The sequence below is a fragment of the Methylobacterium sp. 1973 genome, assembly GCF_040545035.1.
Classification (GTDB): Bacteria; Pseudomonadota; Alphaproteobacteria; order Rhizobiales; family Beijerinckiaceae; genus Methylobacterium; species Methylobacterium fujisawaense.
Genome location: NZ_JBEPLA010000001.1, coordinates 22,230 through 48,230 on the forward strand (window position 1 = coordinate 22,230; position 26,001 = coordinate 48,230).

The 26,001-nt window shown below is 69.7% G+C and carries 20 protein-coding genes and 1 tRNA gene; 10 read left to right on the forward strand and 11 right to left on the reverse strand.

The window, feature by feature from the left end; all coding sequences use genetic code 11:
* Positions 1 to 91 precede the first annotated feature (91 nt).
* The gene (locus tag ABIC70_RS00110) at positions 92 to 862 is read right to left on the reverse strand and encodes an MOSC domain-containing protein (RefSeq protein WP_043387500.1); all 771 of its coding nucleotides are present in this window, start codon (positions 860 to 862) and stop codon (positions 92 to 94) included.
* A gap of 199 nt (positions 863 to 1,061) precedes the next feature.
* On the opposite strand from ABIC70_RS00110, the gene clpB reads away from it, so the two are divergent.
* The 3 genes from clpB to ABIC70_RS00125 all read left to right on the forward strand — a co-directional run bounded on the left by clpB (position 1,062) and on the right by ABIC70_RS00125 (position 6,433).
* Positions 1,062 to 3,698: an ATP-dependent chaperone ClpB gene (gene clpB / locus ABIC70_RS00115; RefSeq protein WP_354438546.1), complete on the forward strand. Its 2,637-nt coding sequence runs from the start codon at positions 1,062 to 1,064 to the stop codon at positions 3,696 to 3,698.
* Between the two features lie 185 nt (positions 3,699 to 3,883).
* Positions 3,884 to 4,228 (forward strand): hypothetical protein, encoded by a 345-nt coding sequence (locus ABIC70_RS00120; protein WP_279898654.1) that lies wholly within the window; start codon positions 3,884 to 3,886, stop codon positions 4,226 to 4,228.
* Between the two features lie 258 nt (positions 4,229 to 4,486).
* Positions 4,487 to 6,433 (forward strand): DUF4139 domain-containing protein, encoded by a 1,947-nt coding sequence (locus ABIC70_RS00125; RefSeq protein ID WP_354438548.1) that lies wholly within the window; start codon positions 4,487 to 4,489, stop codon positions 6,431 to 6,433.
* A gap of 92 nt (positions 6,434 to 6,525) precedes the next feature.
* Here ABIC70_RS00125 and ABIC70_RS00130 read toward each other — a convergent pair whose 3' ends face one another.
* The 4 genes from ABIC70_RS00130 to ABIC70_RS00145 all read right to left on the reverse strand — a co-directional run bounded on the left by ABIC70_RS00130 (position 6,526) and on the right by ABIC70_RS00145 (position 9,764).
* Positions 6,526 to 7,419, reverse strand: coding sequence for an inositol monophosphatase family protein (locus ABIC70_RS00130; RefSeq protein ID WP_354438549.1), 894 nt, complete (start codon positions 7,417 to 7,419; stop codon positions 6,526 to 6,528).
* Positions 7,416 to 7,991 carry an NUDIX domain-containing protein gene (locus tag ABIC70_RS00135; protein ID WP_083683686.1) on the reverse strand — a complete coding sequence of 192 codons (576 nt, stop codon included), beginning with the start codon at positions 7,989 to 7,991 and terminating at the stop codon, positions 7,416 to 7,418. Before ABIC70_RS00135 ends, ABIC70_RS00130 begins: the two co-directional genes overlap by 4 nt.
* A gap of 7 nt (positions 7,992 to 7,998) precedes the next feature.
* Complete coding sequence (locus tag ABIC70_RS00140) at positions 7,999 to 8,706, reverse strand: glutathione binding-like protein (protein WP_043760353.1); 708 nt, start codon at positions 8,704 to 8,706, stop codon at positions 7,999 to 8,001.
* 107 nt (positions 8,707 to 8,813) lie between these two features.
* Positions 8,814 to 9,764: an SMP-30/gluconolactonase/LRE family protein gene (locus ABIC70_RS00145; RefSeq protein ID WP_043387050.1), complete on the reverse strand. Its 951-nt coding sequence runs from the start codon at positions 9,762 to 9,764 to the stop codon at positions 8,814 to 8,816.
* Between the two features lie 352 nt (positions 9,765 to 10,116).
* Between ABIC70_RS00145 and ABIC70_RS00150 the strand changes: the two genes are divergently transcribed.
* Together ABIC70_RS00150 and ABIC70_RS00155 are read left to right on the forward strand one after the other, a co-directional pair.
* Positions 10,117 to 10,193, forward strand: a tRNA-Pro gene (locus ABIC70_RS00150).
* A gap of 25 nt (positions 10,194 to 10,218) precedes the next feature.
* Positions 10,219 to 10,530: an ETC complex I subunit gene (locus tag ABIC70_RS00155; RefSeq protein WP_043355257.1), complete on the forward strand. Its 312-nt coding sequence runs from the start codon at positions 10,219 to 10,221 to the stop codon at positions 10,528 to 10,530.
* A 16-nt stretch (positions 10,531 to 10,546) separates the two neighbouring features.
* Here ABIC70_RS00155 and ABIC70_RS00160 read toward each other — a convergent pair whose 3' ends face one another.
* Both ABIC70_RS00160 and ABIC70_RS00165 read right to left on the reverse strand, forming a co-directional pair.
* Positions 10,547 to 11,005 (reverse strand): nucleoside deaminase, encoded by a 459-nt coding sequence (locus tag ABIC70_RS00160; RefSeq protein WP_043355254.1) that lies wholly within the window; start codon positions 11,003 to 11,005, stop codon positions 10,547 to 10,549.
* Positions 11,006 to 11,069: 64 nt separating this feature from the next.
* On the reverse strand, positions 11,070 to 12,137 hold the full coding sequence (locus ABIC70_RS00165; protein ID WP_354438552.1) for a spore photoproduct lyase family protein: 1,068 nt from the start codon (positions 12,135 to 12,137) through the stop codon (positions 11,070 to 11,072).
* A gap of 306 nt (positions 12,138 to 12,443) precedes the next feature.
* On the opposite strand from ABIC70_RS00165, the gene ABIC70_RS00170 reads away from it, so the two are divergent.
* Positions 12,444 to 14,357 carry a putative bifunctional diguanylate cyclase/phosphodiesterase gene (locus tag ABIC70_RS00170; RefSeq protein WP_354438554.1) on the forward strand — a complete coding sequence of 638 codons (1,914 nt, stop codon included), beginning with the start codon at positions 12,444 to 12,446 and terminating at the stop codon, positions 14,355 to 14,357.
* Between the two features lie 33 nt (positions 14,358 to 14,390).
* On the opposite strand, the gene ABIC70_RS00175 is transcribed toward ABIC70_RS00170, so the two are convergent.
* Positions 14,391 to 14,615, reverse strand: a complete 225-nt coding sequence (locus tag ABIC70_RS00175) for a hypothetical protein (protein ID WP_179697730.1) — start codon at positions 14,613 to 14,615, stop codon at positions 14,391 to 14,393.
* A gap of 830 nt (positions 14,616 to 15,445) precedes the next feature.
* Between ABIC70_RS00175 and ABIC70_RS00180 the strand changes: the two genes are divergently transcribed.
* The 3 genes from ABIC70_RS00180 (at position 15,446) to ABIC70_RS00190 (ending at position 20,594) form a co-directional block, all read left to right on the forward strand.
* Positions 15,446 to 17,035 (forward strand): TolC family outer membrane protein, encoded by a 1,590-nt coding sequence (locus ABIC70_RS00180; protein WP_051045025.1) that lies wholly within the window; start codon positions 15,446 to 15,448, stop codon positions 17,033 to 17,035.
* A gap of 197 nt (positions 17,036 to 17,232) precedes the next feature.
* Positions 17,233 to 17,763, forward strand: coding sequence for a PopZ family protein (locus ABIC70_RS00185; protein WP_043355243.1), 531 nt, complete (start codon positions 17,233 to 17,235; stop codon positions 17,761 to 17,763).
* A 113-nt stretch (positions 17,764 to 17,876) separates the two neighbouring features.
* Positions 17,877 to 20,594 carry a valine--tRNA ligase gene (locus tag ABIC70_RS00190; protein WP_354438556.1) on the forward strand — a complete coding sequence of 906 codons (2,718 nt, stop codon included), beginning with the start codon at positions 17,877 to 17,879 and terminating at the stop codon, positions 20,592 to 20,594.
* Positions 20,595 to 20,679: 85 nt separating this feature from the next.
* On the opposite strand, the gene ABIC70_RS00195 is transcribed toward ABIC70_RS00190, so the two are convergent.
* A complete protein-coding gene (locus ABIC70_RS00195; protein ID WP_182591190.1) occupies positions 20,680 to 21,045 on the reverse strand; it encodes a hypothetical protein in 366 nt (121 codons plus the stop codon).
* A 327-nt stretch (positions 21,046 to 21,372) separates the two neighbouring features.
* Between ABIC70_RS00195 and ABIC70_RS00200 the strand changes: the two genes are divergently transcribed.
* Positions 21,373 to 22,899, forward strand: coding sequence for a Do family serine endopeptidase (locus ABIC70_RS00200; protein WP_354438558.1), 1,527 nt, complete (start codon positions 21,373 to 21,375; stop codon positions 22,897 to 22,899).
* A gap of 175 nt (positions 22,900 to 23,074) precedes the next feature.
* Here the strand turns inward: ABIC70_RS00200 and ABIC70_RS00205 are convergent, their stop codons facing one another.
* Together ABIC70_RS00205 and shc are read right to left on the reverse strand one after the other, a co-directional pair.
* Positions 23,075 to 23,773 (reverse strand): phosphorylase, encoded by a 699-nt coding sequence (locus ABIC70_RS00205; protein ID WP_043387061.1) that lies wholly within the window; start codon positions 23,771 to 23,773, stop codon positions 23,075 to 23,077.
* 222 nt (positions 23,774 to 23,995) lie between these two features.
* Positions 23,996 to 25,993, reverse strand: coding sequence for a squalene--hopene cyclase (gene shc, locus ABIC70_RS00210; RefSeq protein WP_043387030.1), 1,998 nt, complete (start codon positions 25,991 to 25,993; stop codon positions 23,996 to 23,998).
* Between the last annotated feature and the right edge of the window lie 8 nt (positions 25,994 to 26,001).

The window sequence follows — 26,001 nt, forward strand, 5'->3', positions numbered from 1 at the left end:
GCGCGGCCGGCTGAAGCCCCAATCCGAGGCTTGCGCCGCGCTCCGGCCCCTCAGGATGACGGGGGCTTATGGGACCGCTCTTCCGGTCCCGTCACCGCACGACCCGCAGTGCGTCGCCCTTCGCCAGCGCCCCGCCGGCGATCACCTCCGCGTAGACGCCGAGGTCGCGGTGGCCGAGGCGGGCGTCGAGCGTCCAGGGGATGTCGCAGTCGCGGATGCCGCTGGTCGGCTCGACGTTTGTCGCCGCGCACCGCACCGTCCGCTTGGTGATCTTGAGCCGCAGCCCGCTCGGCGCCTCGACCACCTGGCCGACCATCTCCAGTTCGGCGAAGGGGTCGAGCCCCTCGACGAGCAGGTTGCCGCGGAAGCGCAGCGGGTCCACGGGCACGCCGAGATAATCCTCCACCGCCGCCACGCTCGCACGGTTGATGAGCGACACGTAGCCGGTCGGGGAATCCGTGAACCGGTATTGCGGCGGGGCGGCGAGCACCTTCGGTTCGCCCCGCAGGCTTGCGGGAATGAACCGCCGCATCAGATCCGCAAGCCCCTCTCGCCCGGCCTCGGTGTCGAGGTTGAAGGCCTGCGGCTCGCCATGGCCCTCGACGGTGAGAGTCGCCGTAGCATCCTCGTAGCGGGTGCGCAGGCGGGCGAGCGCCTCGTCACGCATGAGCATCAGGTACTTCGTCTTGGGCTGATGGCGGGGCGCCACCGCGTTGAAGCCCGAGGGCCCGTTCTCGATGGCGTAGAGCCGGTCGCCCGGGAAGAAGCCGCTGGTCTCGAGGTCCGCCCGCTCGACGGGTTCGGGACTCAAGCCCTTCACCGGATAGCGGTAGAGAGCGCTGACATGAATCAATGCGGTCATGCGCGAAGCGTGGCCCTGAAATGATCCGTCACGCAAGAGCCTCATCGCCCCTTGTGGTGCCCAATTGCAACACCACATCGGGATCACCGGCGGCCGCCAATGGCGCCGGGGCCCTCGCGCGGCGGATAGCCGGAGGGCGACGTTTCGGTGGCGCCGCGCCTCTCATCGGGCGGCGGATGCCGGTACGGGAGGGTTGTGCATGAACTTCGAAAAGTACACCGAGCGCGCCCGTGGCTTCGTGCAGGCGGCTCAGAACCTCGCGATGCGCGAGGGACATCCCCAGCTTCAGCCGGGTCACCTGCTCAAGGTGCTGCTCGACGATCCGGAAGGCCTCTGCGCCGGCCTGATCGACCGCGCGGGCGGGCAGTCGCGGGTGGCGCTGGCTCAGACCGAGCAGTGGCTCGCCAAGCAGCCGAAGGTCTCCGGCAACGCGGCCGCCCCGCAGGCGACGCGCGAGCTGATGCGCCTGTTCGACACCGCCGAGAAGGCCGCCGAGAAGGCGGGCGATTCCTACGTCACGGTGGAGCGGCTGCTCCTCGCCCTGGCGGTGGAGAAGGATTCCGAGGCCGGCCGCGCGCTCCAGGCGGCGGGTGTCACCCCCGCCTCGCTGAACGCGGCGATCAACGCGCTCCGCAAGGGCCGCACCGCCGACAACGCCTCGGCCGAGAACGCCTACGACGCCCTGAAGAAGTACGCCCGCGACCTCACCGAGGCCGCCCGGGACGGCAAGCTCGACCCGGTGATCGGCCGCGACGAGGAGATCCGGCGGACCATCCAGGTCCTGTCCCGGCGCACCAAGAACAATCCGGTGCTGATCGGTGAGCCCGGCGTCGGCAAGACCGCCATCGTCGAGGGTCTGGCCCTGCGCATCGTCGACGGCGACGTGCCGGAGAGTCTCCGGGACAAGAGCCTGCTCGCCCTCGACATGGGCGCGCTGATCGCGGGCGCGAAGTACCGGGGCGAGTTCGAGGAGCGGCTGAAGGGCGTGCTCTCTGAGGTCACCGCGGCAGAGGGCAGCATCATCCTGTTCATCGACGAGATGCACACGCTGGTCGGCGCCGGGAAGGCGGACGGGGCGATGGACGCCTCGAACCTGCTGAAGCCGGCGCTTGCCCGCGGCGAGCTGCACTGCGTCGGCGCGACCACGCTCGACGAGTACCGCAAGCACGTCGAGAAGGACGCAGCGCTCGCCCGGCGATTCCAGCCGGTCTTCGTGTCGGAGCCGACCGTGGAGGACACGGTCTCGATCCTGCGCGGCCTGAAGGAGAAGTACGAGCAGCACCACGGCGTGCGCATCCAGGATTCGGCCCTGGTGGCGGCGGCGACGCTCTCGAACCGCTACATCACCGACCGGTTCCTGCCCGACAAGGCCATCGACCTCATGGACGAGGCCGGCTCGCGCCTGCGCATGCAGGTCGATTCGAAGCCCGAGGAGCTCGACAACATCGACCGGGAGATCGTCCGGCTGAAGATCGAGGCCGAGGCGCTCAAGAAGGAGACCGATTCCGCCTCCCGCGACCGGCTGGTCCGGCTGGAGAAGGAACTCGGCGACTTGGAGGAGCGCTCGGCGGCGATCACCGCCCGCTGGAAGGCCGAGAAGGACAAGCTCGGCACCGCGGCCACCTTGAAAAAGAAGCTCGACGAGGCCCGCAACGAGCTCGCCGCGGCGCAGCGCCAGGGTCAGTATCAGCGCGCGGGCGAGCTCGCCTACGGGGTCATCCCGGGCTTGGAGAAGCAGCTCGCCGAGATCGAGGCCAAGGCCGATGCCAAGTCGGAGAACGGCCGCGACGCGATGATGGAGGAGGCCGTCACCCCCGCCCACATCGCCGGGGTCGTCTCCCGCTGGACCGGCGTGCCGGTGGACAAGATGCTGGAGGGCGAGCGCGAGAAGTTGCTGGCCATGGAGGAGGCGCTCGCCAAGCGCGTCGTCGGCCAGCGCGAGGCGGTGGAGGCAGTCTCGACCGCGGTCCGGCGCGCCCGAGCCGGGCTTCAGGATCCGAACCGGCCAATCGGCTCGTTCATGTTCCTCGGCCCCACGGGCGTCGGCAAGACCGAGCTGACCAAGGCGCTCGCCGGCTTCCTGTTCGACGACGACACGGCGCTCGTGCGCATCGACATGTCGGAGTACATGGAGAAGCACGCGGTCGCCCGGCTGATCGGGGCGCCTCCCGGCTATGTCGGCTACGAGGAAGGCGGTGCGCTGACCGAGGCCGTGCGGCGCCGGCCCTATCAGGTCGTGCTGTTCGACGAGGTCGAGAAGGCGCATCCGGACGTGTTCAACGTCCTACTGCAGGTTCTCGACGACGGGCGACTCACCGACGGCCAGGGGCGGACGGTCGACTTCCGCAACACGCTGCTGATCATGACCTCGAATCTCGGGTCCGAGTATCTGGTGAACCAGCCTGCGGGCGAGGACACCGACGCGGTCCGCGACGAGGTGATGGGCGTGGTGCGGGGCCACTTCCGGCCGGAATTCCTGAACCGGGTCGACGAGATCATCCTGTTCCACCGCCTGGCGCGGTCGGAGATGGGGGCGATCGTCGAGATCCAGCTCGGGCGGCTGCAGAAGTTGCTGGACGAGCGCAAGATCACCCTGGAGGTCGACGAGGAGGCCAAGACCTGGCTCGCCGACAAGGGCTACGACCCGGCCTACGGGGCGCGGCCGCTCAAGCGGGTGATCCAGAAGAATGTCCAGGATCCGCTGGCCGAGCTGGTGCTCTCGGGCAAGATCCATGACGGCGAGACGGTGCCGGTCCGCCTGGGCGCGCTGGGCCTGATGATCGGCGACGTCACGGTCGGAGCCGAACGGCGGCCGGTCAACGCGACGCTGAACTGATCCTGAGACAGACGATCGGGCGGCGCGCCCACACAGGGTGCGCCGCCTTTTCCGTCTCGGCTTCGTTCCACCGGCCCTCGCGACGCGATCGCGATCCCGAGTGACGACGCGTGCCGTATCGGCCGCCAGCGTCACGATGAGCTAGTTGCCTGGACAGCGCGGACGGGCCTGGGGATCCTGGCGGCATGCGTCGCGCCCACGCCGCCCTGATTCTCGCCGAACCCCGCGTCGCTGCGGCGGACCATCACCCGCCGCCCGTCGCGGCTGCCCTCACCAGGGCCAAGGCCTCCTGCGGATCCGAGGCGGCAACGCACGAGCCCGATGTCATCACGCGGCGGGCCGTCAACGGCAGCGCTATGGCCGACGTCGTCCTGCGTTTGAGTGCCGTTCCGTGCGGTGATGACGCCGCGTCCGACGGCGGCACCGCAGGCTGCGAGATGCGGGTCTCCGCATCGAAGAAAGACGAGTTCGTCGAGGCCGTCGATCCGATCGCCTTCTGGAACGGGAGCACAGACAGCCGGATACGCTAGCGTGCAGCCGCGGGCCGCAGCATGTCGACGAGGCACTGCGCATTCGTTCAGCGGCATCCGTGCCGCATGGGGGCGTGCTCCGGTCCGGACAGCAGGCGAGTTCCGACCGCGATCGGTTTGCGGCCGCGGGCGTCACGCAGCCTTTGCCGGACGGCGCACGGTCGGCCAGAGTGGCCTCGTGCTCGGCGGCGTGCCCCCTGACGGGAGACAGGCGAATTGATCCCATCGCATCTGATCTTAGCCGGAGCCCTGTTGTCCATGATCGCAGCCGCGCCGCCCCTGATGGCAGCCCCCGACGGCATCCGCGCCGTCACCCTTTCGAGCGGCGGCCTTGCCGAAGTGACCCTGGTTCATGCGGTCGACGGCGATACGACGATCGGGCTCAACGTCAGGCCCGAGCAGATCGACGATATCCTCAAGAGCCTCGTCGTGCGTGATCCGCTCGGCACCGTCGGTGCCCTGCGTCTGGACGGGGTGGATCAGGTCGACGAGACGCTGCGGACGATGCCGTTCACCGCGGACGATCTGTCCGCGCCGGCGCGCCTCGTGGGGAAGCTGCAGGGCATTCCAGTCAAGATCCAGAGCGCCGGGCGCACGCTCGAAGGTCGGGTGCTCGGCGTATCCGAGCGTAATGCCGGAACCGAGGCGGGCGAGGTCGCGATCCTGACCGTGCTGACCGGGTCGGGCACGCTCGAATCCGTGCCGATCGAGGACGGCGCGACCGTGACGATCCAGGATCCGGTCATGGCGGCCAGGATCGCCGCGGCCGTCGACGCGGCCGGCAAGGCCAAGGTCGGCGATGCCCACCGGGTCGAGATCGATGTCGCGGGACGCGGCCGGCGCGAGGTCCGGTTGACCTACGTCGTCGCCGCGCCCGTCTGGAAGACGAGCTATCGCATCGTCGACGGCGGCGAAGGCCGGGCGAATCTGCAGGCCTGGGCGGTCCTCGAGAATGCCCTCGGCGCGGACTGGAAGGGCGTCGACGTCACCCTGTCGTCCGGATCGCCGGTGGCGCTGCTCCAGCGCCTGCACCGGCGTTACTGGCGCACGAGACCGGAGGCGCCGGTGATGGTCGACGATGTCGGCATGCCCGATCTCGACCAGGGCACGGTCGCCCCGAAGACGCTGTCCCGTCTGCGTGCCCCCGCGGCGCCCGCTGCCGCTGTGCCCCTTCCGGCTCCGATGGCGCGCCTCGACGCGCGCCTGGACGCTGCGGAATCCGGCTACGAGGCGGCGGCCGCGACGGCGAGTGCCGGGGCCAGCGAGGGAGATGTGTCGGCCAACTTCACGCTGCCGCATCCGGTCGATCTCCGCGCCGGCGGCACGCTGTCCGTGCCGTTCATCGATACCGAGATCGAGGCCGAGCGGATCGCCCTCTGGAAACCGGGTCAGGGAATCCATCCGATCGCGGCCCTCAGGATCCGCAACGGCACCGCCGCGATGCTGCCCGCCGGTCTCATCACCCTCTACGACCGCAAGGCCGGCTACCTCGGGGATGCGCGCCTGCCCGCGACCCCCGTCGGCGAGCAGCGGCTGGCCAGCTTCGCCGTCGACCGGAAGGTCGCCGTCCAGGCGGAGACGAAGCCGAGCGAGGCCTTGACCAAGATCACGGTGGTCGACGGCGTGGCACGCGCGACGATGATTGCCCGTGAGGTCACCACCTACACGATCAAGGGTGCGCCGGACGCCGCCCGGGCCGTGATCATCGATCATCCCCGACGCGATGGCTGGACCTTCACGTCCTCCGCCCGCGACAGCGAAACCCCAACGGCCTATCGCCTCAAGGTCGCGGTTCCCGCCGGCGGGTCGGCAGAGACCCAGGCCGTGTTCGAACGCGTTCAGATCGATGCCTACGATCTCGTCGATGCCGATGAGGCGCTGCTGGTCCGGTGGGCCTCCCTCGCCGCCGAACCGGACCTCGGCGGCAAGCTCAAGACCCTGTCGCAGGTCCGCGCGGAGGTTGCCGCGGCGACGCGCACCGTCGAGGAGATCGGCGAGCGCGCGGCGAAGGTGCAGGCCGAGCAGGAGCGCATCCGCAGCAATCTCGGCGCCGTCCCCAAGGACAGCGAACTGGCGCGGCGCTATCTCGCCCGTATGGGCGCTCAGGAAGACGAACTGGCGAAGCTGGCCGCCGACCGGGCCGGGGCCGAGAGCGAGCTGAAGGCCGCACAGGCGCGGATCCGGACGCTGATCGCGGCGCTCTGACCGCCCGTCCCGGATCCGTTCGCGGTCCGGACCCGAAGTCCCGTCCGCGAAGGGCGTCCCGCGATCCGGGCGCCCGCCTCCGGGATGATGTCCTAGGCCCGGCGGATCGCCGCGGCCAGATCGGCCGCCCGATCGCGATCCCGACACACCAGCCAGAGATCGTCGTGAGCGGACAGCTCAGCGTCGAACAGGTCGACGAAGGCGGCCGGCGGATCCCCGAGGTCCGGCCAGTGGAACAGGCGGAAGCCCAGCGCCTCGAACAGGGGCAGGATCGGGCCCAGGTCCCACAAGCGGTTGTTGCTCAGGGTCGCGTCGAGGCGTCCCGTGGCCAGGAGCGCGGCATCCGAGATCGCGCCGCCCTCGCTCCAGGGGAACCAGCCGCAGCCGTAATCCAGGGTGTAGCGCTGCGCCGTGACCGACAGCCAGCCGACATGGCCGGTCCGGCGCTCCGGCCGGTGGAGCGGGCGCAACGCCGCAATCATGCGGCCGCCGCGGGTCGGCGCCCAGAAGGCCCGGCCTTCACTGGCCGCGAGCAGGATGCCCTCCGTCGCCTCCGCCGGGATGCTCCGGGCCGGCGCTGAGCGGTCTTCGTTCCAGGCCGGCAGGCTCATCACGCAGCTCCGGGGCCAGCCCGTGCGGCAGGCCGCAACCATCACGCCCCAGCCCGACAGGCCGCCCGCGAAGGGTCGGGTGCCGTCGATCGGATCGCCCACGAAGGTCCAGGCATTTCGGGCGAGCAGCGCCCGGGCCGCCGCCTGTCCCAGATCCTCGGCGGTCTCCTCCTCGATCAAATCGGGGCCGAACCGCGCGTGCATCAGCTGGCTGACGGCGAGGTCGGCCTCGGTCAGGGCCTGGCCGAGATCCGGGCCCTTGTTGGTCATGTCCAGGCCCGTCGCCCGCATGGTCAAGGCCAGGGATGCGGCCTCCTCGGCGAAGGCCAGCATCTGCGCGAGGACATCGGATTCGGACGTGTCGGACGAGGTCATGCGGCGAACAAGTCGGGGCTTCGGAGCATCAGGGCCTGGACCAGGACCAGCGTCTTGAGATCGGGCAGGCGACCGGCACGGGCCTGATCGCCCAGCGTGGCGAGGGGCACTTCGAGGGCGAGAACCTGCTCGCCCTCTTCGTGGAGGCCGCCGCCGGATCCGACCCGGTCGGAGGCGCTGTAGGGCGCAAGGTAGAGCCAAAGCCGCTCCGAAGAGATGCTCGGCATGCTGTAGGCATGCGCCACCGGCTCGAGATCCCGAAGGCGGACGCCCGCCTCCTCCATCGCCTCGCGGATCGCGGTCTCCTCCGGCGCGGCGCCGTCGAGGCCGCCCGCGGGCGCCTCGTCGAGATCGGCCGGCTCGCCCCAGAAAGCCGGGCCGACCCGCGCCTGCCGCACGAGCAGCGCCACGCGCCGAACGGGATCGTAGGGCAGCACGCAGGCCGCCTCGCCGTGATCCTCCAGCGCCCGCCGAACGGTGCTCCCGTCCGGCAGCGTCAGCGTGGCGATGCCGAAGGTGTTCCAGCCGCGGTGGATCACCTCCAGCGGCAGGGCAGGCGCGGCCTCGGTCATGTCCCGGTCAGCGCTTCGTGCTGGAAGCGGTCTGGCCGAACATCACCTTCTTGGCGTCCTCGCTCATGGTCTTGCCGTAGTCGGGATTGACCTCCGGGGCGCGGGCATAGGCCGCCTGCGTGGCCGGCCGCTCGGCGATCGCCGTGAACCAGCGCTTCAGGTTCGGGTGGTCATCGAGGTTCTGACCCTGCTTCTCGTAGGGCACGATCCAGGGATAGCAGGCCATGTCGGCGATGGAATAATCAGGGCCGGCGACGAAGGCGCGATCGGCCAGGCGCCGGTCGAGGACGCCGTAGAGCCGGTTGGTCTCGTTGACGTAGCGCTTGATCGCGTAGTCGATCTTCTCCGGCGCATATTGCGAGAAGTGGTGGTTCTGGCCGAGCATCGGGCCGAGGCCACCCATCTGCCAGAACAGCCATTGCAGCACCTCTGCCCGGCCGCGCAGATCCCCCGAAATGAAGCGCCCGGTCTTCTCGGCGAGGTAGAGCAGGATCGCTCCCGATTCGAACAGCGAGACCGGCGCGCCGCCGCCGGCCGGCTCATCGTCGACGATCGCCGGCATCCGGTTGTTGGGCGCGATCTTGAGAAAATCCGGATTAAACTGCTCGCCCTTACCAATATTTACAGGGTGAATGCGGTAGGCAAGCCCCGCCTCTTCGAGAAACATCGTGATCTTATGGCCGTTCGGCGTCGGCCAGTAGTGGAGTTCGATCATCGGCTGGTGTCCCGTTATGCCCCGGCGGACGGGAAGTGGGTCGGCGCGGCGCTCCGGTCAAGCACGCGACCGGCGGCGCGGGCGAGCCGCGATATCCTGGCCTTGCCTCATCCGCCGGCGCAGCCCTGGACCTCGACGTAGAGGGCATAGAGCGACTGGCTCGCCGCCATGAACAGGCGGTTGCGGTGCCGGCCGCCGAAACAGAGGTTGGCACAGCGCTCCGGCAGCCGGATGCGCCCGATCGGCCGGCCGTCGGGATTGAACACCATGACGCCGTCCAGGGCGTCGTCACCCATGCCCCAGCCGCACCAGAGATTGCCGTCGACGTCGCAGCGCAGCCCGTCTGGCGTGCCCGGCCCGGCATCGATCAGCACGCGCCGGCCCGAAAGGGCACGGCCGCCGGCCACGTCGTAGGCGACGATCCGCCGGGTCGGCCGCCCGCGCGATTCCACGAGGTAGAGCACGCGGCCATCGGGGGAGAAGCACAGGCCGTTGGGGCCGGCGAGGTCGGTGGCCACCGTCTCCAGCACGCCGGTGACCGGGTCGAGCCGATACACGTTCTGCGGCAGTTCGGCCTCGGCGCGGGCGCCCTCGTAGAACCCCGCGATGCCGAAGGGCGGATCGGTGAACCAGACCGCACCGTCGGCGGCCGTTACGACGTCGTTGGGGGAGTTGAGCCGCCGGCCCTCGAACGCGTCCGCGAGCACGGTGATCGCGCCGTCATGCTCGGTCCGGGTGACCCGACGGTTCCCGTGCTCGCAGGTGACGAGCCGCCCTTGACGGTCGCGGGTGTTGCCGTTGGCGAAACCGGACGGCTTCCGGTAGAGGCCGACCGCGCCGCTCTCCTCATCCCAGCGCAGGATGCGGTCGTTGGGGATGTCGCTCCACAGCAGGTAGCGACCGTCGCCGAACCAGACCGGGCCCTCGCACCAGCGGAAGCCGGTGGCGAGGCGCTCCACGGCCGTGTTGAACACCCGGTAACGGGCGAAGGCGTCGTCGAGGATCTCGACCGCCGGATCGGGATAGCGCGGGCTCGGTGTCCACACGGGAAGGTCCATGTCGCTCGCGGCGATCGTCGCGGTTTCGGCGCCCGCCGGCAAGGGTCATCAAGGGCCAACAACCGCCCCCGCATGGCCGAAGGCCCGACGGTGGCGACGAGGGCCGGTGTTCCCGGCGCGGCGATCCGTAACGCCCCATCCTCCACCCCCCAGTGATGGTGGACGCTGGTTCGTCAGCAGGGAGGCCCGGCCCTCGTCCCGAATCGGACGCTATCGTCCCGCGATTTGTCTGACAAGTCGTCCGGGCGCTGCAGGCGCGCCGGAAGCACGCAGGCGGGGGAATGGGCCACCGGCGTGCCGCGCCTTGCGGGGGACCGGCGGAACCGCTACGGCATTGAGGCCGTGTGGCAGTCGGGGTGTAGCGCAGTCTGGTAGCGCACCTGGTTTGGGACCAGGGGGTCGTAGGTTCGAATCCTATCGCCCCGACCATTCGATCAGGAGCTTGTCGAGTCCGATGCCGAGCGCCCGCATCTTCCGTCCGTCTCGGGATGCCACGCAGTCGGGCCTCGCCCGGACCAAGCAGTGGGTTCTGGAATTCGACCAGACCAGCCCGCGCGAGATCGATCCGCTGATGGGGTGGAACGGCTCCTCCGACATGCTTCAGCAGGTCCGCCTGGAATTCGACACCGAGGCGGAGGCCGTCGCCTACGCGAAGCGCGAGGGCATCGCCTTCCGCGTCGAGCAGCCGGCCAAGGTGGTCCAGCGCAAGGGCCTGTCCTATTCCGACAATTTCAAATTCAACCGCACGGCGCCGTGGACGCATTGAGTCCGGCGAGGCCGGATCAGGCCGTCCGGCGCGCCTTCCAGGCCGGGTAGGGCGAATCGCCCGGCGGACGGATCTGGCTGATCCGCATCGGCTGCGCATCGAGGGGCTGGCAGAGTTCGGCGTAGATCGTCGCGCTGCCGGCGCCGTAGGTCTCGGCCTCCTCGGCCGAGAAGGCGAAATAGCCTTCCTTGAAGCCGGCAAGCCGCATCGCCGCGTGACACATGGGGCACGGGCGGCCGCTCGCGTACATCACGCAGTCGCCGAGATCGCGCCGGCCGAGCAGGCGGCTGGCTTCGCGCAGCGCAACCATCTCGGCATGGGCGCTCGGATCGTTGGTGGCGTGCACGGTGTTGGCCGCGCGGACCAGCACGGTGCCGTCCTGCACGATCACCGCGCCGTAAGGGGCACCGCCGGCCTCGACATTGGCCTCGGCGAGGGCGACTGCCTCGCGGATATGATCTTCGTGCATCCCCATGGACGATCCCCTCTGCGCTGGCGCGGCAACGCCGGGCGCGGCGGGAAGTTCAGCGACCGGGGCCTCAGAACGCGTAGCGCACGGTGCAGTAGGGCATGGCCTCGGCCAGCAGGGCCTTGAACCGGACGAGCCACCGGCCCTTCCAGCCGGCCCGGTAGCGCAGGTTCGTGCCCCCGCCCTCGGAAACCTTCGCCTCCTGAATGTCCGGCCGCCAGAGCAGGTCCTCGGCCTTCGGGTGCCAGCCGAGATTGACCGCATGCAGATCCGCATTGTGGGTCAGCATGATGATCTCGCACTTGAGCTGCGCCTTGGCGGCGTCGGACAGGGTCGCGTCGATCTCGGCAAACAGGGCCCGCCAGTCCGCCTCCCAGTCCTCGTACAGGATCACGGGCGAGAAATTGACGTGGACTTCGTAGCCGGCGGCCACGAAGTCGTCGATGGCGGCGATCCGCTCCGGGATCGGGGCGGTGCGCACGTCCACGATCCGGGCGATCCGCGCCGGCATGAGCGAGAAGCGGATCCGCGTCTTGCCTTGCGGATCGTAGGCCAGGAGTTCGCGGTTCACGGCCTTGGTGGCGAAGGAGGCCTTGGCGTTGGGCAGGGTGCGGAACAGCGCGATCAGGGCGCGTACGCCGCCACTGACCGCCGCATCCACCGAGAGGTCGCCGTTCTCGCCGATGTCGTAGACCCAGTATTCCGGGTCGATCGGATCCGGCGCCGACAGGCGTCCCTGACGGCCGGCGTGCCGGGCGATCGCCGCGCAGGCCTGCTCGACGTTCACGAACAGCGAGATCGGGTTGGAGAAGCCCTTGCGGCGCGGCACGTAGCAATAGGCGCAGGCCATGGCGCAGCCGTTGGAGGTCGAGGGCGCGATGAAATGGGCGCTCCGGCCGTTGGGGCGCATCGCGAGACCCTTCTTCACGCCGAGGACCAGGGTCGAGCGCTTGATCCGCACCCAATCCTCCACCGATCCCGCATTGCCGTGGAGTTCCGGGATGTTCCAGTGCGACGGCACGACGATGCGCTCGGCGTCCGGGAAACGGGCCAGGATCTCCCCGCCGAGCGGAAAGTCGCGGACGGCAGGCTCGTGGTAGATCGTCCGGATATCGAGCAGGTCGCGGGTGAGGGCCATGGACGATCCGGGGCCCGGGAGCGGCCCGGGTGTCGATATGGTGCTTTCGGGCGCGGCCGGAATGCCCCGCGCGCCGGCGCTTCCGCGCATCCGCAGCGCGAAAAGATCGAGATCGCTTGCGGTGGTCGATGATCGTTCAACGATATCTAACGATTCGCTGTCATGAGTCGCTCAGCTTTGAGTGGACATATGATGATCGCTTGGGACCAGGAGAGATCCGGGCCAGGCTCACCCGGCTCCGGTGAATCTCTCGACCCTGCGGATCCGAGGTGGGACGCGCTGGTCCGGCGGGACCAGCTCGAGGCCATGCGCGGGACCGTGCTGGCGGCCATCCCCGTCAACATGCTGCTCGGGCTGGCGAGCATCCTGGTCGCCTATCGGAGCGGGCACGGCGCCCTGGGGGCCGCCTGGTTTGCGGCATCGACCTGCGTCAATCTCCTGCGGATCGTGCTGTGTCGGATCCCCTGCCTCGGCCTCGCGCTGACCGCCGACATGACGCCGAGCCTGGCCGCGACCGCCGCGCGCTCCGTCGACCGGCACCTGCGCGTCTGCACGCTCGCGGCGTTTCTCTCCGGCCTGGTCTGGGCTTGCCAGCCGCTCCTGTCCGCCGGCTACACCTCGCCCGAGACCCTGTTCTATCTCACGATCACCTGCGGCGTGACCGCCGGGGCGGTGACGCACGGGATTGCCTATGCGCGCATTCCGATCGCCTTCATCGCTCTGCCGCTGCTGTCGGTCTCCGTCTGCCTGACCTATGCGGGTGACTTCGACCGGAACTGCCTTGCGGCCTGCGTCGCCCTCTATCTCATGGCGCTGACGCACACCGCGTTCCGGAGCCAGGCCGTGTTCCGCGAGGCGAGCCGGCTCAAGAACGAGGCCCATGCCCTCGCCCGGTCGCGGGCCGAAGCGCATGCCAGCGCCAGCGCCCTCGTCGACGAGATGCGGTGGCGCGCCACGCACGACGACCTCACCGGCCTGCTGAACCGCGCGGGATTCCTCCAGGCGGCGGAAAGCCGGCTCCACAGCGGGACGCTCAGCCTGCTGCTGCTCGACCTCGACGGCTTCAAGTTCGTCAACGACGTCTACGGACACAAGGCGGGCGACCGGGTGCTCGTCGAAGTGGCGCGCCGGCTGAGGGATGCGCTGCCGGAGAACGGCCTTGCGGCCCGGCTCGGCGGCGATGAATTCGCCGTGCTTTACGATCCCGCCACCTCCGGTCTGGCCCACGACGTCATGGCGGCCAACTTCATCACGGCCGTGGCACACCCGTTCGACGGTTTCGACGCGGGCCGGCTCGGGGTCAGCATCGGCGTCCATGCCGGTCCGGAGCCCAGTCTGACCGAGATGCTGAGCTGCGCCGACGAGGCCCTCTACGCCGCGAAGGCCGGAGGCCGGAATCGCTTCCGGGTGTTCGATGCGGGCCTGCGCGAGGGCCTGCAGATGCGGCGCGACCTGGAGCGCGACCTGTCGCAGGCCCTGGTCGAGAACGCGCCCAGGGTCTGGTTTCAGCCGATCTACGCCGCGGATGGCCACACGCTGGTCGGGCTGGAGGCGCTGATCCGCTGGGAGCATCCGCGGCTCGGCTGGATCGCCCCGCCGGACCTGATCGCCGCCGCCGCGATGGCGGGCCTCACCGAATCGCTGCTCCGCTACATCCTTGAGCAGGTCTGCGCGATGCTGAAAATCCTGCGCAGCCGTGGCCTCGATGGGGTCCGCGTCGCGATGAACGTCTCGCCCCGGGAGATGGCGCAGGTCCCGGTGGACGAGATCGTCATCGAGCGCCTCGGCCTGCTCGACCTGCCGCCCACCATGCTCGAGATCGAGATCACCGAGGAGACCGCCCTCGACATCGGCGCGGTTCAGGGGAAGCTGCAGGCCCTGTCGCGCGCCGGCATCCGGATCACCCTGGACGATTTCGGCATCGGCTACTCGTCGCTCTCCTCCCTGCGGCAGCTCAAGGCGGATCGGATCAAGATCGACCGGAGTTTCGTGACCGGGCTCGGGACATGCGACGACAAGCGCGGGCTCGTCCTCGCCGTCCTGGGCCTCGGGCGCCTGCTCGGTCTCGACGTCGTGGCGGAGGGCGTGGAATCGGTCGACGACCTGCACATCCTCCAGGCGATGGGTTGCCCGTTCCTGCAGGGCTATTATCTCGGCCGTCCAATGCCGGTGGAGGCCCTGGAATACACGCTGCTCGTCACGCGCATCGCGGCGGCCTGAAACCCGCATTCGCCGCGGAGCTTCCGAACCGGATCAGAAGCGCTTCGCGCCCGCCGGCCGGCGGCGCAGGACCCGGCGCTTCGCCGCGCGCCACAGGCGGTCGGGAACCCCGTAGAGCCAGACCAGCCCGGCGACGACGGCGACCGCCAGCAGGAACAGCCACGCCAGACATTCGAGGACGGGACCCGGTGCCGGCCCGGACTCCGCCCGGTCATACCAGAGGGGATCGGTGTCCCAGGGCGGATCGTTCTCGTCCACGATGAAACCCTCCACCACGCCGCCGACCCGCGGACCCGGATGTTCGCACGGCGGTGGCCGGCGGATCGCCGGCCGCCCCGGCTTACAGGGCCTTTGGATCCGTTCCGCGCACCGACCCGAACGACCGGCACCGAACCGGCCCGGTGAGTGGACGCTACTGCCGAGGTTCGATTCCATCGAATACTCAATTCGGACGACACCCCGCGCCGGAAAATCCTGTTCCGACCGGATCAACCCGTACGCTGTCGTCCCGCCCGCGTGACACGTCCCCTCGGTGGCCGGAATGGTCGCGGATCCTGCGAGATGCGACGACCGTGCGGCGGTCGATGGCGGCCGTGGATGGCGGCTCTCTCGGCCGCCTGTCTTGCGCGCCCGCGAGCCGGTCCCGAACCGGGCGGTGAACGCGACGCCCGACATCCGCCTCCCGCCACAAATCGGGGCCCGAAACCCGGCTCCCCTCCCGGGCGGCAAAGCTGGCCCCGTCTCGGGCAGCGCGCGGACGTTGCTGATCCACAGCCATTTATATTTGCACCGATACCGTATTCGGGACGGCACTTACCGTAACGGCCCAGCACGCGGGGTAACGGAGACCGGATGTGTCACCTTAATGCCCCAACGCCGGACTTTCCGCCGCCATCCCTAAGCCGAGGCGAGCCAAAGCGCCCGGTTTGCGCTAAGCGTGACGGTGGGGCGGGCTTGATCGGAGACGAGCGAAACGCCGTACCTTGGCCGTTTTCGTCTCGGACATCCGAACCGAAAGAGACCGCAAGGGCTTGTTCATCGTGACACGACGTCCACAAGCGAGTTGCTCGACATTCCGTTTGGTCGGGATGGTCTCCGGGCTCGCGATTCTGGCAGCGATGCCGGCGTCTGCCGAGACACTCGAAAGCGCGCTCGCGAAAGCCTATCAGGGCAATCCAAGCCTCAACGCCAGCCGCGCCGGCGTGCGCGCGACCGACGAGAGCGTCGCGATCGCGCAGTCGGGCTATCGCCCCCAGGTCAATCTCGGGGCACAGATCGGCGTCCAGTACCTTCAGACCCGCAGCTCCAGCACCGCCGCGGCCGCGGCAGGCTCGGCCAGCACCGGCACGTCGGCGACCGGCACAGCCGGTCTCGGGGGCACCACGGGCGGCGTTACGGGCGGCACCGGAATCGGCGTCGGAACGAGCACGACGGGTGTCGGCACGACCGACATCGGAGCGGGCTCGTCCGGCGTGGCCGGCACGTCGGCGACCAGCGGAGCCGGGGCGACATCGAGCACGGCTGAGATCGCCTCGGCCCAGACCATCACCTCCAAGCGGACTGTCCGGACCACCTACCTGCCGAGCACCGCGAGCCTGACGGTCTCGCAGACGCTGTTCAACGGCTTCCAGACGGACAACCTGACCCGCCGCGCCGAGTCGACCGTGTACAGCCAGCGCGAGACGCTGCGCTACACGGAGCTGACCGTGCTCTACAACGCCGTTCAGTCGTACATGAACGTGCTCAGCAACACGGCGACGCTGGAACTCAACCGGAACAACGTCGAGGTCTTGGAGGAGCAGCTGCGCCAGACGCGCGACCGCTTCAACGTCGGCGAGGTGACGCGGACCGATGTCGCCCAGGCCGAGGCCCGTCTCGCGGGCGCCCGCTCGCAGGTGAGCGCGGCGGAATCGGCCCTGCGGACGAGCATCGGCATCTACCGGCAGAATATCGGTGTCGAGCCGCGCCAGCTTGCGCCCGGCCGGCCTCTGGACCGGTTCGTTCCGCACAGCCTGGACGCCGCCATCGCCATCGGCCTGCGCGAGCATCCGCAGATCGTGTCGGCGATCCACGCCGTCGACGCGGCCGAATCGCAGGTGAAGGTGCTGGAAGGTCAGCTGGCGCCGCAGGTCAGCCTGCAGGGCTCCCTCAGTCAGGTCTACGACCAGACCGGCCCGAACCAGAGCTTCTTCGTCGGATTCGTGGGCGGCCGGCTGAACATCCCGATCTACGAGGGCGGCCAGACCTACGCGCAGATCCGGCAGGCGAAGGAGACCGTCGGCCAGACGCGCATCCAGGTGGATCAGGTCCGCGATCAGGTCCGCGCCCAGATCGTCGATTTCTGGGGTCGCCTGGAAGCCGCCAAGGCCCAGGTCATCGCCGCCCAGGCCCAGGTCCAGGCCAACGAGGTGGCGCTGAACGGCGTGCGCGAGGAGGCCCGCGTCGGCCAGCGCACCACCCTCGACGTGCTGAATGCGCAGCAGGAATTGCTGAACTCCCGCGTGAACCTCATCGTCGCCCAACGCGACCGCGTGATCTTCTCCTACGGCGTGGTCCAGGCGATCGGGCAACTCACCGCGCGGTTCACGGCACTGCCGGTCGAATATTACAGCGCCAAGGTCCACTTCGATCAGGTCAAGGATCTGTGGTTCGGTCTGCGCACGCCGGACGGCCGCTGAGGGCTTTTCCACGGGGAGTGTGTTGCGGGCACGCTTGCCGCCACGAAACGGCATGGAATACTGATTGAACAACGATCCGATCGGGTCGCGTTCCAGTCTCCCATGCCCGAGTGCGCCTGCCGATGAGTGCAGCAAGCCCAAAGATCCCGGACACGAAATTCCAGGACAAGGCTGCCGATAAGGCGCACGAGCCTTCGATGGAAGAGATCCTCGCGTCGATCCGCAGGATCATCGCCGACGATCAGGCCGCCAAGCCCGCCGAGACGACGGTCGCGCCGGAGCCCGATGACGTGCTCGACCTCGCTGAGGTCGCCGAGCCGGTGACGCGCCCGCGCGTGGTCGAGCCGGAGCCGGAGCCGGAACCTGCTCCGGATCTGCTCGATTTCGACGCGATCGACTTCGAGGACCCGGTCGCCGCGGCACCGGAGCCCGATCCGATCCCGGAACCGCCGGCACCACCGCGGCCGCAGCCCGTGCTCCAGGCCGTGCGCGCGCCGGAACCGGAGCCGGAGCGGGAGGCCCTGGTCTCCCCGGCGACCGACGCCAGCGTCAGCGGCGCGTTCAACCTGCTGGCCCATACGGTGCTGACGCAGAACGCCCGGACCCTGGAGGATCTCGTCAAGGAGATGCTCCGGCCGATGCTGAAATCCTGGCTCGACGACAACCTGCCGGCCGTGGTCGAGCGCCTCGTGCGCGCCGAGATCGAGCGGGTCTCGCGCGGCCGCTGAGCCGGCGGCCTGGGTACGGTGGCCGCGAGCCGCCGTCCGCGTGTTGACGGGAGCGGCGTGACGGTCGAAAGCGGGGCCAACCCCGTTTGGACAAGCGCCGGCCCGTACCCGCGATGATGGACAAGACCTTCGAGCCCACCTCCGTCGAGGCGCGGATTTCCGCCGCCTGGGCCGAGGCGGACGCCTTCCGCGCCGGCCGGCCCGAGCGCGCCGGGGCTCCGCCGTACTGCATCGTGATCCCGCCGCCGAACGTGACGGGCTCGCTGCATATGGGCCACGCCCTCAACAACACCCTGCAGGACATCCTCTGCCGCTTCGAGCGCATGCGCGGCAAGGACGTGCTCTGGCAGCCGGGGACGGACCATGCCGGCATCGCCACCCAGATGGTGGTCGAGCGGCGGATGATGGAGCATCAGGAGCCCGGTCGCCGCGAGATCGGCCGCGCGGCCTTCGTCGAGAAGGTCTGGGCCTGGAAGGCGGAATCCGGCGGCGCGATCGTCAACCAGCTGAAGCGGCTGGGCGCCTCCTGCGACTGGTCCCGCGAGCGCTTCACCATGGACGAGGGCCTGAGCCGGGCCGTCCTCAAGACCTTCGTCGACCTGCACCGGCAGGGCTTGATCTACCGCGACAAGCGGCTGGTGAACTGGGACCCGAAGTTCCAGACCGCGATCTCGGACCTGGAGGTCCAGCAGATCGAGACGAAGGGCCATCTCTGGCACTTCGACTATCCGGTCGTCGACGAGAGCGGAACCGAGACCGGGGCGGTCATCACGGTGGCGACCACCCGTCCCGAGACGATGCTGGGCGATACCGGCGTCGCGGTCCATCCCGAGGACGAGCGGTATACGGCGCTGGTCGGCAAGCGCGTGCGCCTGCCGCTGGTCGGGCGGCTGATCCCGATCGTCGCCGACACCTACTCGGACCCGGAAAAGGGGACGGGCGCGGTCAAGATCACCCCCGCCCACGACTTCAACGATTTCGATGTCGGCCGCCGCCAGGGGCTCGGCGTGATCAACGTCCTCGACCCCGAGGGGCGGATGCTGCTCGAGGGCAATGCGGCCTTCCTCGACGGGACCTCGCCCGAGCCGGAGGCCCTGGCGCTCCACGGCCTCGACCGGGCGCAGGCCCGCAAGGCGGTGGTCGCGCTGATGGAGGCGCGCGGGCTCCTGCGCGCGACCGAGGCGAACACCCACGCGGTCCCGCACGGCGACCGGTCCGGCGTGGTCATCGAGCCCTACCTGACCGACCAGTGGTACGTGAACGTCAAGCCGCTCGCGGAGCGCGCCCTCCAGGCGGTGCGCGACGGGCAGACCAAGTTCGTGCCCGAGAACTACGAGAAGATCTTCTTCCAGTGGCTCACCAACATCGAGCCTTGGTGCATCTCGCGCCAGCTCTGGTGGGGCCACCAGATTCCGGTCTGGTACGACGCGGAGGGCGGCATCTTCGTCGCCGAGAGCGAGGCGGAGGCGCTGGAAGCGGCCGAGGCGAAGCACGGCCGCTCCGTCGCGCTGACCCGCGACGAGGATGTCCTCGACACGTGGTTCTCCTCGGCCCTCTGGCCGTTCTCGACCCTCGGCTGGCCGGATTCGACCCCGGAACTCGGCCGCTTCTACCCGACCAACACCCTGGTGACCGGCAAGGACATCCTGTTCTTCTGGGTCGCCCGGATGATGATGATGGGCCTGCACCTCACCGACCGGGCCCCCTTCGACACGGTCTACCTGCACACCCTGGTGCGGGACGCGTCGGGGGCGAAGATGTCGAAGTCGAAGGGCAACGTCGTCGATCCGCTGGAGCTGATCGATCAGGTCGGCGCCGACGCCCTGCGCTTCACCCTCTGTGCGCTGGCCGTCCAGGGCCGCGACATCAAGCTGTCCACCGACCGGGTCCAGGGCTACCGCAACTTCGCGACCAAGCTCTGGAACGCCGCCCGCTTCGCCGAGCTCAACGGCTGCCGCCTGGACCCGGCCTTCGATCCGCGCTCCGCCACCGGCGCGATCAACCGCTGGGCGCTCACCGAGGCCGCGCGCGCAGTCGACGAGGTCACGGGTGCCCTCGAGGCCTTCCGCTTCAACGACGCCGCGGCGGCCGCCTATCGCTTCGTCTGGAACATCTTCTGCGACTGGTATCTCGAACTCGCCAAGCCCGTGCTCCAGGGCGAGGGCGTCGACCCCGCGATTCGGGCCGAGACACAGGCGAGCGTGGCGTTCCTGATCGATCAGGTCGCCAAGCTGCTGCACCCGTTCATGCCCTTCCTCACGGAGGAGCTGTGGGCGATCAAGGGGGCCGAGCTGCCGGAGCGGGGCCTCCTGACCCTGGCCTCCTGGCCGGACCTCGGCGGCCTCGCCGATGCGGCCGCGGAGGCCGAGGTCGGGTTCGTGGTCGATCTCGTCAGCCAGATCCGCTCGGCGCGGTCCGAGACCAATGTCCCGGCCGCCGCGCAGATCCCGCTGGTGATGGTCGGCGCGGCCCCGGAGGTCCGGGCGCGCGTGGAGGCATGGCGGGACACGCTGCTGCGCCTCGCGCGCCTGTCGGACATCACCTTCGCGGAGGCGCCGCCGAAGAACTCGGTTCAGCTGCTGGTGCGCGGTAGCGTCGCCGCACTGCCCCTGGAAGGCGTCGTCGATCTCGCCGCCGAGGTCGCCCGCCTGAAGAAGGAGCAGGGCAAGGCGCAGGGCGAGATCAAGAAGATCGACGCCAAGCTCGGCAATGCCGACTTCGTGGCCCGGGCGCCCGAGGAGATCATCGAGGAGAACCGGGAGCGTCGCGACAGCGAGGCGGCGCGGCTGGTGAAGATCGAGGAGGCTCTGGTCCGGCTCAGCGGGGACTGAGCGCCCGTCCCGGGCCGCTGAGGCCCGGGCTCGGCGCCCTGCGCCGGCGGGACCGGCAGCGCGCCGTCACCCGGACGGCCAAGCGTCAGCGGCGGGTGCCGAGGGTGCCGGTGAAGGCCCGCGGCCCGGCCCAGTTGGCGGCCGACGCGTCGTTCGGGCTCCAGAACCCGTCCTGCGACGCGGCCCGCGGATGCGTGGAATAGTCCGGCGGAACATAGCCGCCGGCCTGGTTCCAGTAGCCGGGCCGCAGGTGGGGCGCCGACTTGGCGGTGCGATCGTCGCCGGGGCGGCGCGTATCGACCCCGTATGTCCTCTTGGACCCGCCGCGCGGCGCGTGATCTGCCACGGCGGGCTTCGCGTCAAAGTAGTCGCGGTAATCCGCGTACGAGTCGGCCGCCAGCGCGCCGACAGTCGGCCCGAAGAACATGGCGGCGGCCAACAGCGTCTTCATTGCAATCCCCTCTGCCTGAACACTGGGATCGAGCAACGCCGAAACTTATGCCGGCCTGCCGAACTCAGCGGGATTTAAGGCCGCCCCTCGGAAATCGCGGTGTCGGACAGCACAGGCCTGGGCCTGTCCCGTGCCGCATCGAGGCGTCGCACTCTTCCGATCGCAGGCCACCGCCGGGATCGCGATGGGGCTCCGCGACCGCTTGGCCACCTGTCCAAACGGTAATCTGACCGCCACGCCCGGGTCAGGCGGCGCTCTCTAGACAGATCCCATCGACGGCCGCGACCGCAGGCGTCGTCCCGATCAGTTTCGAGAGGTTGAGCCCCCATGACCGAGACCCGTCCCACTGGCCGCACCTCGCGCCGCGCCCTCGCCTCCGTGGCGGCGGCGGCGCTGATCGCCGGCGGTGCCATTGGCAGCGGCTATCTGCCGAGTGCGACTCCGGCCTACGCGCAGGCCCTTCCGAAATCCCCGATCGAGGCCCCCGAGCATCCGCCGGGCTCGTTCGCCGGCATCGTCAACAAGGTGAAGCCGGGCGTCGTCTCGGTGAAGGTCAAGCTCGACGACTCCGCGAGCAGCGACGACGATGACGGCCCGAGCCAGGGCCGCAACCTTCAGAATGTGCCGCCGCAGCTGCGCGAGTTCTTCAAGCGCTTCGGCCAGAACGGCCCCGGCGGGATGCAGCCCCAGCGCCAGGGTCCGCGCGGCGCGGTCGGCTCCGGCTTCATCATCTCGGCCGACGGCTACGTGGTCACCAACAACCACGTCGTCGATCACGCCAAGACCGTGCAGGTGACCCTGGACGACGGCCGCACCCTCGACGCGAAGGTCATCGGCAAGGATCCCAAGACCGACGTCGCTCTGCTGAAGATCACCGAGGGCTCGAACTTCCCCTACGTGCAGTTCGGCAAATCCGCGCCTCAGGTCGGCGACTGGGTTGTGGCGATCGGTAACCCCTTCGGCCTCGGCGGCACCGTGACCGCCGGCATCGTCTCGGCCCGCGGCCGCGACATCGGCGCCGGTCCGTACGACGACTTCCTGCAGATCGACGCGCCCATCAACAAGGGCAACTCAGGCGGCCCGACCTTCAACGTCAACGGCGAGGTCGTCGGCGTCAACACCGCCATCGCGTCCCCGTCGGGCGGTAGCGTCGGCCTCGCCTTCGCGATCCCGGCCGAGACCGTTCAGGCGGTGGTCGATCAGCTCCGGACCGACGGCAAGGTCGCCCGCGGCTATCTGGGCGTCCAGATCCAGCCCGTGACGCAGGACATCGCCGAGGGCCTGGGCCTCGACAAGGCCAAGGGGGCGCTCGTCGACCATGCCGAGAACGGCACCCCCGCGGCCAAGGCCGGGCTGAAGGCCGGTGACGTGATCGAGAAGGTCAACGGCGACACGGTGGACAGCGCCCGCGAGCTGTCGCGCAGGATCGCCGGCATGAAGCCCGGCGCCAAGGTCGAGCTGAGCTACCTGCGTGGTGGCAAGTCCGACACCGCCACGGTGACGCTGGGCACGATGCCGACCGACGGCACGAAGATGGCGAGCCGTGACGAGGATTCGAACAACGGCCAGCCGCGGCTCGGCCTGCAGCTCGCTCCGGCCGGCGATGTCGGTCTGTCGGATCAGGGTGTTGCGGTGGTGCAGGTCGATCCCGACGGGCCGGCTGCCGCCAAGGGTATCGAGGCGGGTGACGTGATCCTCGATGTCGGCGGCCAGAGCGTGTCCCGTCCGTCGGATGTGGCGACGCAGATCCGGGCGGCCGAGTCGAGCGGACGCAAGGCCGTGCTGATGCGGGTGAAGAGCGGCAAGGGCCAGACCCGGTTCGTGGCGGTCTCGCTCAACAAGAAGGACGGCTGAGGCCGGCTCCTCCCGGCGCGGGGCCCCTCCCCCGCGCCGCCGCGTGGTGACCTCCGACTGGCGCCGGCCGAACAGGCCGGCGCCTTTTGTCGTCCCTCACGATGGTCCTGGCGCGCACTGGGAAGCGAGAAACCGGCCTGCTTCGCGTCCGCTGGCAGAAACGGGCTCTGACGTCTCAGCGCTCCGCAGCCGGTATTCCCAGCCCCGGTCCGAGCCGGGCGCGACAGCGTCCAAGCGACGCGAAGGCCGCATTGGAGTCACGGGCCAACCGCATCAGGTCCCCCAGCCGTGCCCGGCCGCGGGCGAAGGCGAAGAACACCGCCGCAATGTCGGGTTCACCGTCCGCCGTGAGCGCCTGTGCGGCGAAGGCGGGCAGCGCCTGACCGGCCGGATCGCAGATCACGCGCAGCGCCGCGAAGGGCACGCCGTGCCGGCCCGCGAAGGACGCAGCCACGTGCGATTCCATGTCGACGGCGGCCGCGCCGGAGGTCGCCCGCAGATCGGTCTTGCCCTCGACGGAGAGCACGGCCGTATCGACACCGGCCAGATCGGCGGCGATCACCCGCGCGCCGGAACCGGACAGGAGATTGAGGAGCGCCGCCGAGAGGTCGAGATCGGCGGCACGCCGCCCGTCTTCGCTCACCACGCCGGTACCGACGACGACGTCACCCGGCTTGAGAGAGGGATCGAGCCCTCCAGCGATGCCGAAGCTCACAACCGCCCGGCAGCCGGAGGAGACGCGCGCGTCGAGGAGGTGACGCAGGCGATGCGGGTTGCCGCCGGCCCCCACCGCCTCGACCCCCTCCCCCGCCGCCATGCGGCGCTCGCGGGCGAGGCCGGTGACGGCCAGGACGGGTGCGGTGGGATCAATCATGGCGCGCTGGTGGACCAGTCCGGCCAGGTCCGCAAGCCGGCGCGGACGTCGCGGCGGCGTCTGGGCCGGCTCCGGCGCGGAACGCGGTTCGCCCGGTCCCGCGGGGTCGCTGTCTGAGGAGGCCACGTCTGGAATACCGGGCTCGCAGATCGGTCGTCGGAACGGTCGAACGCGCTGCGATCCGGCGAGGCGCGGCCGGCCCTGCGGGCCGGCCGCAGGCCGTCACATGCCGAACTGGACGCGCCGGCTGTTGCCGCGCTTGAGGTTGCGGAAGCGCGCCATCGCCCAGAGCGGGAAGAACTTCGGGTAACCATGATACCGCAGGTAGAACACCCGCGGGAAGCCCGTGGCCGTGTAGCGCTCTTCCTTCCAGAACCCGTCCGCGCCCTGCGTGCGGGTGAGGAAGTTGATGCCCCGGGTGACGGCCGGATCGTCGACCGCGCCGGCCGCCATCAGGGCGAGCAGCGCCCAGGCGGTCTGCGAGGCGGTGGACGAACCGGGCTCGAAGGCCGGGTCGATCTTGTACGAAGAGGCGTCCTCACCCCAGCCGCCATCCGGATTCTGGATCCGGATCAGCCAGTTCACCGCCCGCTGGATGCGGGGATCGGCGGGATCGACACCCGCGGCGTTGAGGGCGCAGAGCACCGACCACGTGCCGTAGATGAAGTTCATGCCCCAGCGGCCGTACCAGGATCCGTCCTCTTCCTGGTCGTTCAGGAGGTAGTTCACGCCGCGGTCTAGGGCGCGGGAGGTCTCCCGGGTCTCGCCGAGCTGGGCCAGCATGCCGACCACGCGGGCGGTCACATCCGCGGTCGGCGGATCGAGCAGCGCGCCGTGATCCGAGAACGGAATGTGGTTGAGGTACATGTGGTTGTTGTCGGCGTCGAACGCCGCCCAGCCGCCGTCTTCCGACTGCAGCCCCTCGACCCATTCGCGGGCGCGGGCGATGGAGACCTTGTAGTCCGGCATGCCGGCGACCAGACCGTGCTGGCGCATGGCCCGGTCCATCGCCATCACCACCACGGCGGTGTCGTCGAGGTCGGGATAATGGGCGTTGGCGTACTGGAATGCCCAGCCGCCCGGCCGGACCTTCGGCTTGCGGGCCGCCCAATCCCCGACGATGTCGAGCACCTGCCGGGGCTTCAGCCAGTCGAGCCCGGCGCGGGCCTGGGCCTCGGCCTCGGGGCCGCCGGCTTCCAGGAGCGCGTGACTCGCCAGCGCCGTATCCCACACCGGCGAGACGCAGGGCTGGACATAGGCCTCGTCGGCCTTCTCGACGACGAGCTTCTCGATGGCGTCGCAGGCGACGCGGACCTGCGGGTGATCGGGCCGGTAGCCCATCACCTCGTACATCAGCACCGAATTGACCATGGCGGGGAAGATGGCACCCAGGCCGTCCTCGCCGTTCAGGCGCTCGCTCACCCAGGCACGGGCCATTTCCATGGCCCGCTGGCGGCTCTTGCGTGGCAGGTGGTTCTCGACCCGCTGGAGCACCCGGTCGATGAAGCCGAAGATCGGGGTCCAGGGCCAGGTGGCATGGGGCGAACCCGGCCACGAGCGGACGCTCTCCGGCGGCGTGATGAACAGCTCCTGCACGCTGATGCCCCGCGGGTTGCGGGCCCGGGGCTTGGTCGCCTGGAGCACGAACAGCGGCACCACGGTGGTGCGAGCCCAGTAGCTGATCTTGTCGAGGTGGAAGGGGAACCACTTCGGCAGGAACATCACCTCGACCGGCATCACCGGCACGGCGCGCCACGGCACCTCGCCGTAGAGCGCCAGCATGAAGCGGGTGAAGACATTGGCGTTGGCCGCGCCGCCGCGGGACAGGATGCCCTCGCGTGCCCGGCGCATGTGCGGCGCCTCGATGTCGTCGCCGATCATCTTCAGGGCGAAATACGCCTTGACCGTGCAGCTCATATCGAACGGCCCCTCGTGGACGAGGGCCCAGCCGCCGTGACGGCCCTGGGTGCGACGCAGGTAGGTGCCGATCTTGGCCTCGAGGTCGCCGGGGACCTGCGTGCCGCGGAAGTGGTGGAACAGGATGTACTCGGACGGGATGGTGGCATCCGCCTCGAGCTCGAAGCAGATATGCCCGTCGTCATGCGCCAAGTCGGTCAGCGCGCGCGTCGCCTGTGCCACGCCGCGCTCGACGTCCTCGAGCGCGATCCCCTGCGTCTTGGAGCGCTGCAGCGCCTCGACTTTGCTTACGGCCTCTCTCATAGTCCTCG

Excerpts from the sequence above, each read along its gene's own strand:
- ABIC70_RS00110 (WP_043387500.1), bottom strand. The coding sequence starts at position 862 with ATGACCGCATTGATTCATGTCAGCGCTCTCTACCGCTATCCGGTGAAG.
- clpB (WP_354438546.1), top strand. The coding sequence starts at position 1,062 with ATGAACTTCGAAAAGTACACCGAGCGCGCCCGTGGCTTCGTGCAGGCG.
- ABIC70_RS00120 (WP_279898654.1), top strand. The coding sequence starts at position 3,884 with ATGCGTCGCGCCCACGCCGCCCTGATTCTCGCCGAACCCCGCGTCGCT.
- ABIC70_RS00125 (WP_354438548.1), top strand. The coding sequence starts at position 4,487 with ATGATCGCAGCCGCGCCGCCCCTGATGGCAGCCCCCGACGGCATCCGC.
- ABIC70_RS00130 (WP_354438549.1), bottom strand. The coding sequence starts at position 7,419 with ATGACCTCGTCCGACACGTCCGAATCCGATGTCCTCGCGCAGATGCTG.
- ABIC70_RS00135 (WP_083683686.1), bottom strand. The coding sequence starts at position 7,991 with ATGACCGAGGCCGCGCCTGCCCTGCCGCTGGAGGTGATCCACCGCGGC.
- ABIC70_RS00140 (WP_043760353.1), bottom strand. The coding sequence starts at position 8,706 with ATGATCGAACTCCACTACTGGCCGACGCCGAACGGCCATAAGATCACG.
- ABIC70_RS00145 (WP_043387050.1), bottom strand. The coding sequence starts at position 9,764 with ATGGACCTTCCCGTGTGGACACCGAGCCCGCGCTATCCCGATCCGGCG.
- ABIC70_RS00155 (WP_043355257.1), top strand. The coding sequence starts at position 10,219 with ATGCCGAGCGCCCGCATCTTCCGTCCGTCTCGGGATGCCACGCAGTCG.
- ABIC70_RS00160 (WP_043355254.1), bottom strand. The coding sequence starts at position 11,005 with ATGGGGATGCACGAAGATCATATCCGCGAGGCAGTCGCCCTCGCCGAG.
- ABIC70_RS00165 (WP_354438552.1), bottom strand. The coding sequence starts at position 12,137 with ATGGCCCTCACCCGCGACCTGCTCGATATCCGGACGATCTACCACGAG.
- ABIC70_RS00170 (WP_354438554.1), top strand. The coding sequence starts at position 12,444 with ATGCGCGGGACCGTGCTGGCGGCCATCCCCGTCAACATGCTGCTCGGG.
- ABIC70_RS00180 (WP_051045025.1), top strand. The coding sequence starts at position 15,446 with ATGGTCTCCGGGCTCGCGATTCTGGCAGCGATGCCGGCGTCTGCCGAG.
- ABIC70_RS00185 (WP_043355243.1), top strand. The coding sequence starts at position 17,233 with ATGGAAGAGATCCTCGCGTCGATCCGCAGGATCATCGCCGACGATCAG.
- ABIC70_RS00190 (WP_354438556.1), top strand. The coding sequence starts at position 17,877 with ATGATGGACAAGACCTTCGAGCCCACCTCCGTCGAGGCGCGGATTTCC.
- ABIC70_RS00195 (WP_182591190.1), bottom strand. The coding sequence starts at position 21,045 with ATGAAGACGCTGTTGGCCGCCGCCATGTTCTTCGGGCCGACTGTCGGC.
- ABIC70_RS00200 (WP_354438558.1), top strand. The coding sequence starts at position 21,373 with ATGACCGAGACCCGTCCCACTGGCCGCACCTCGCGCCGCGCCCTCGCC.
- ABIC70_RS00205 (WP_043387061.1), bottom strand. The coding sequence starts at position 23,773 with ATGATTGATCCCACCGCACCCGTCCTGGCCGTCACCGGCCTCGCCCGC.
- shc (WP_043387030.1), bottom strand. The coding sequence starts at position 25,993 with ATGAGAGAGGCCGTAAGCAAAGTCGAGGCGCTGCAGCGCTCCAAGACG.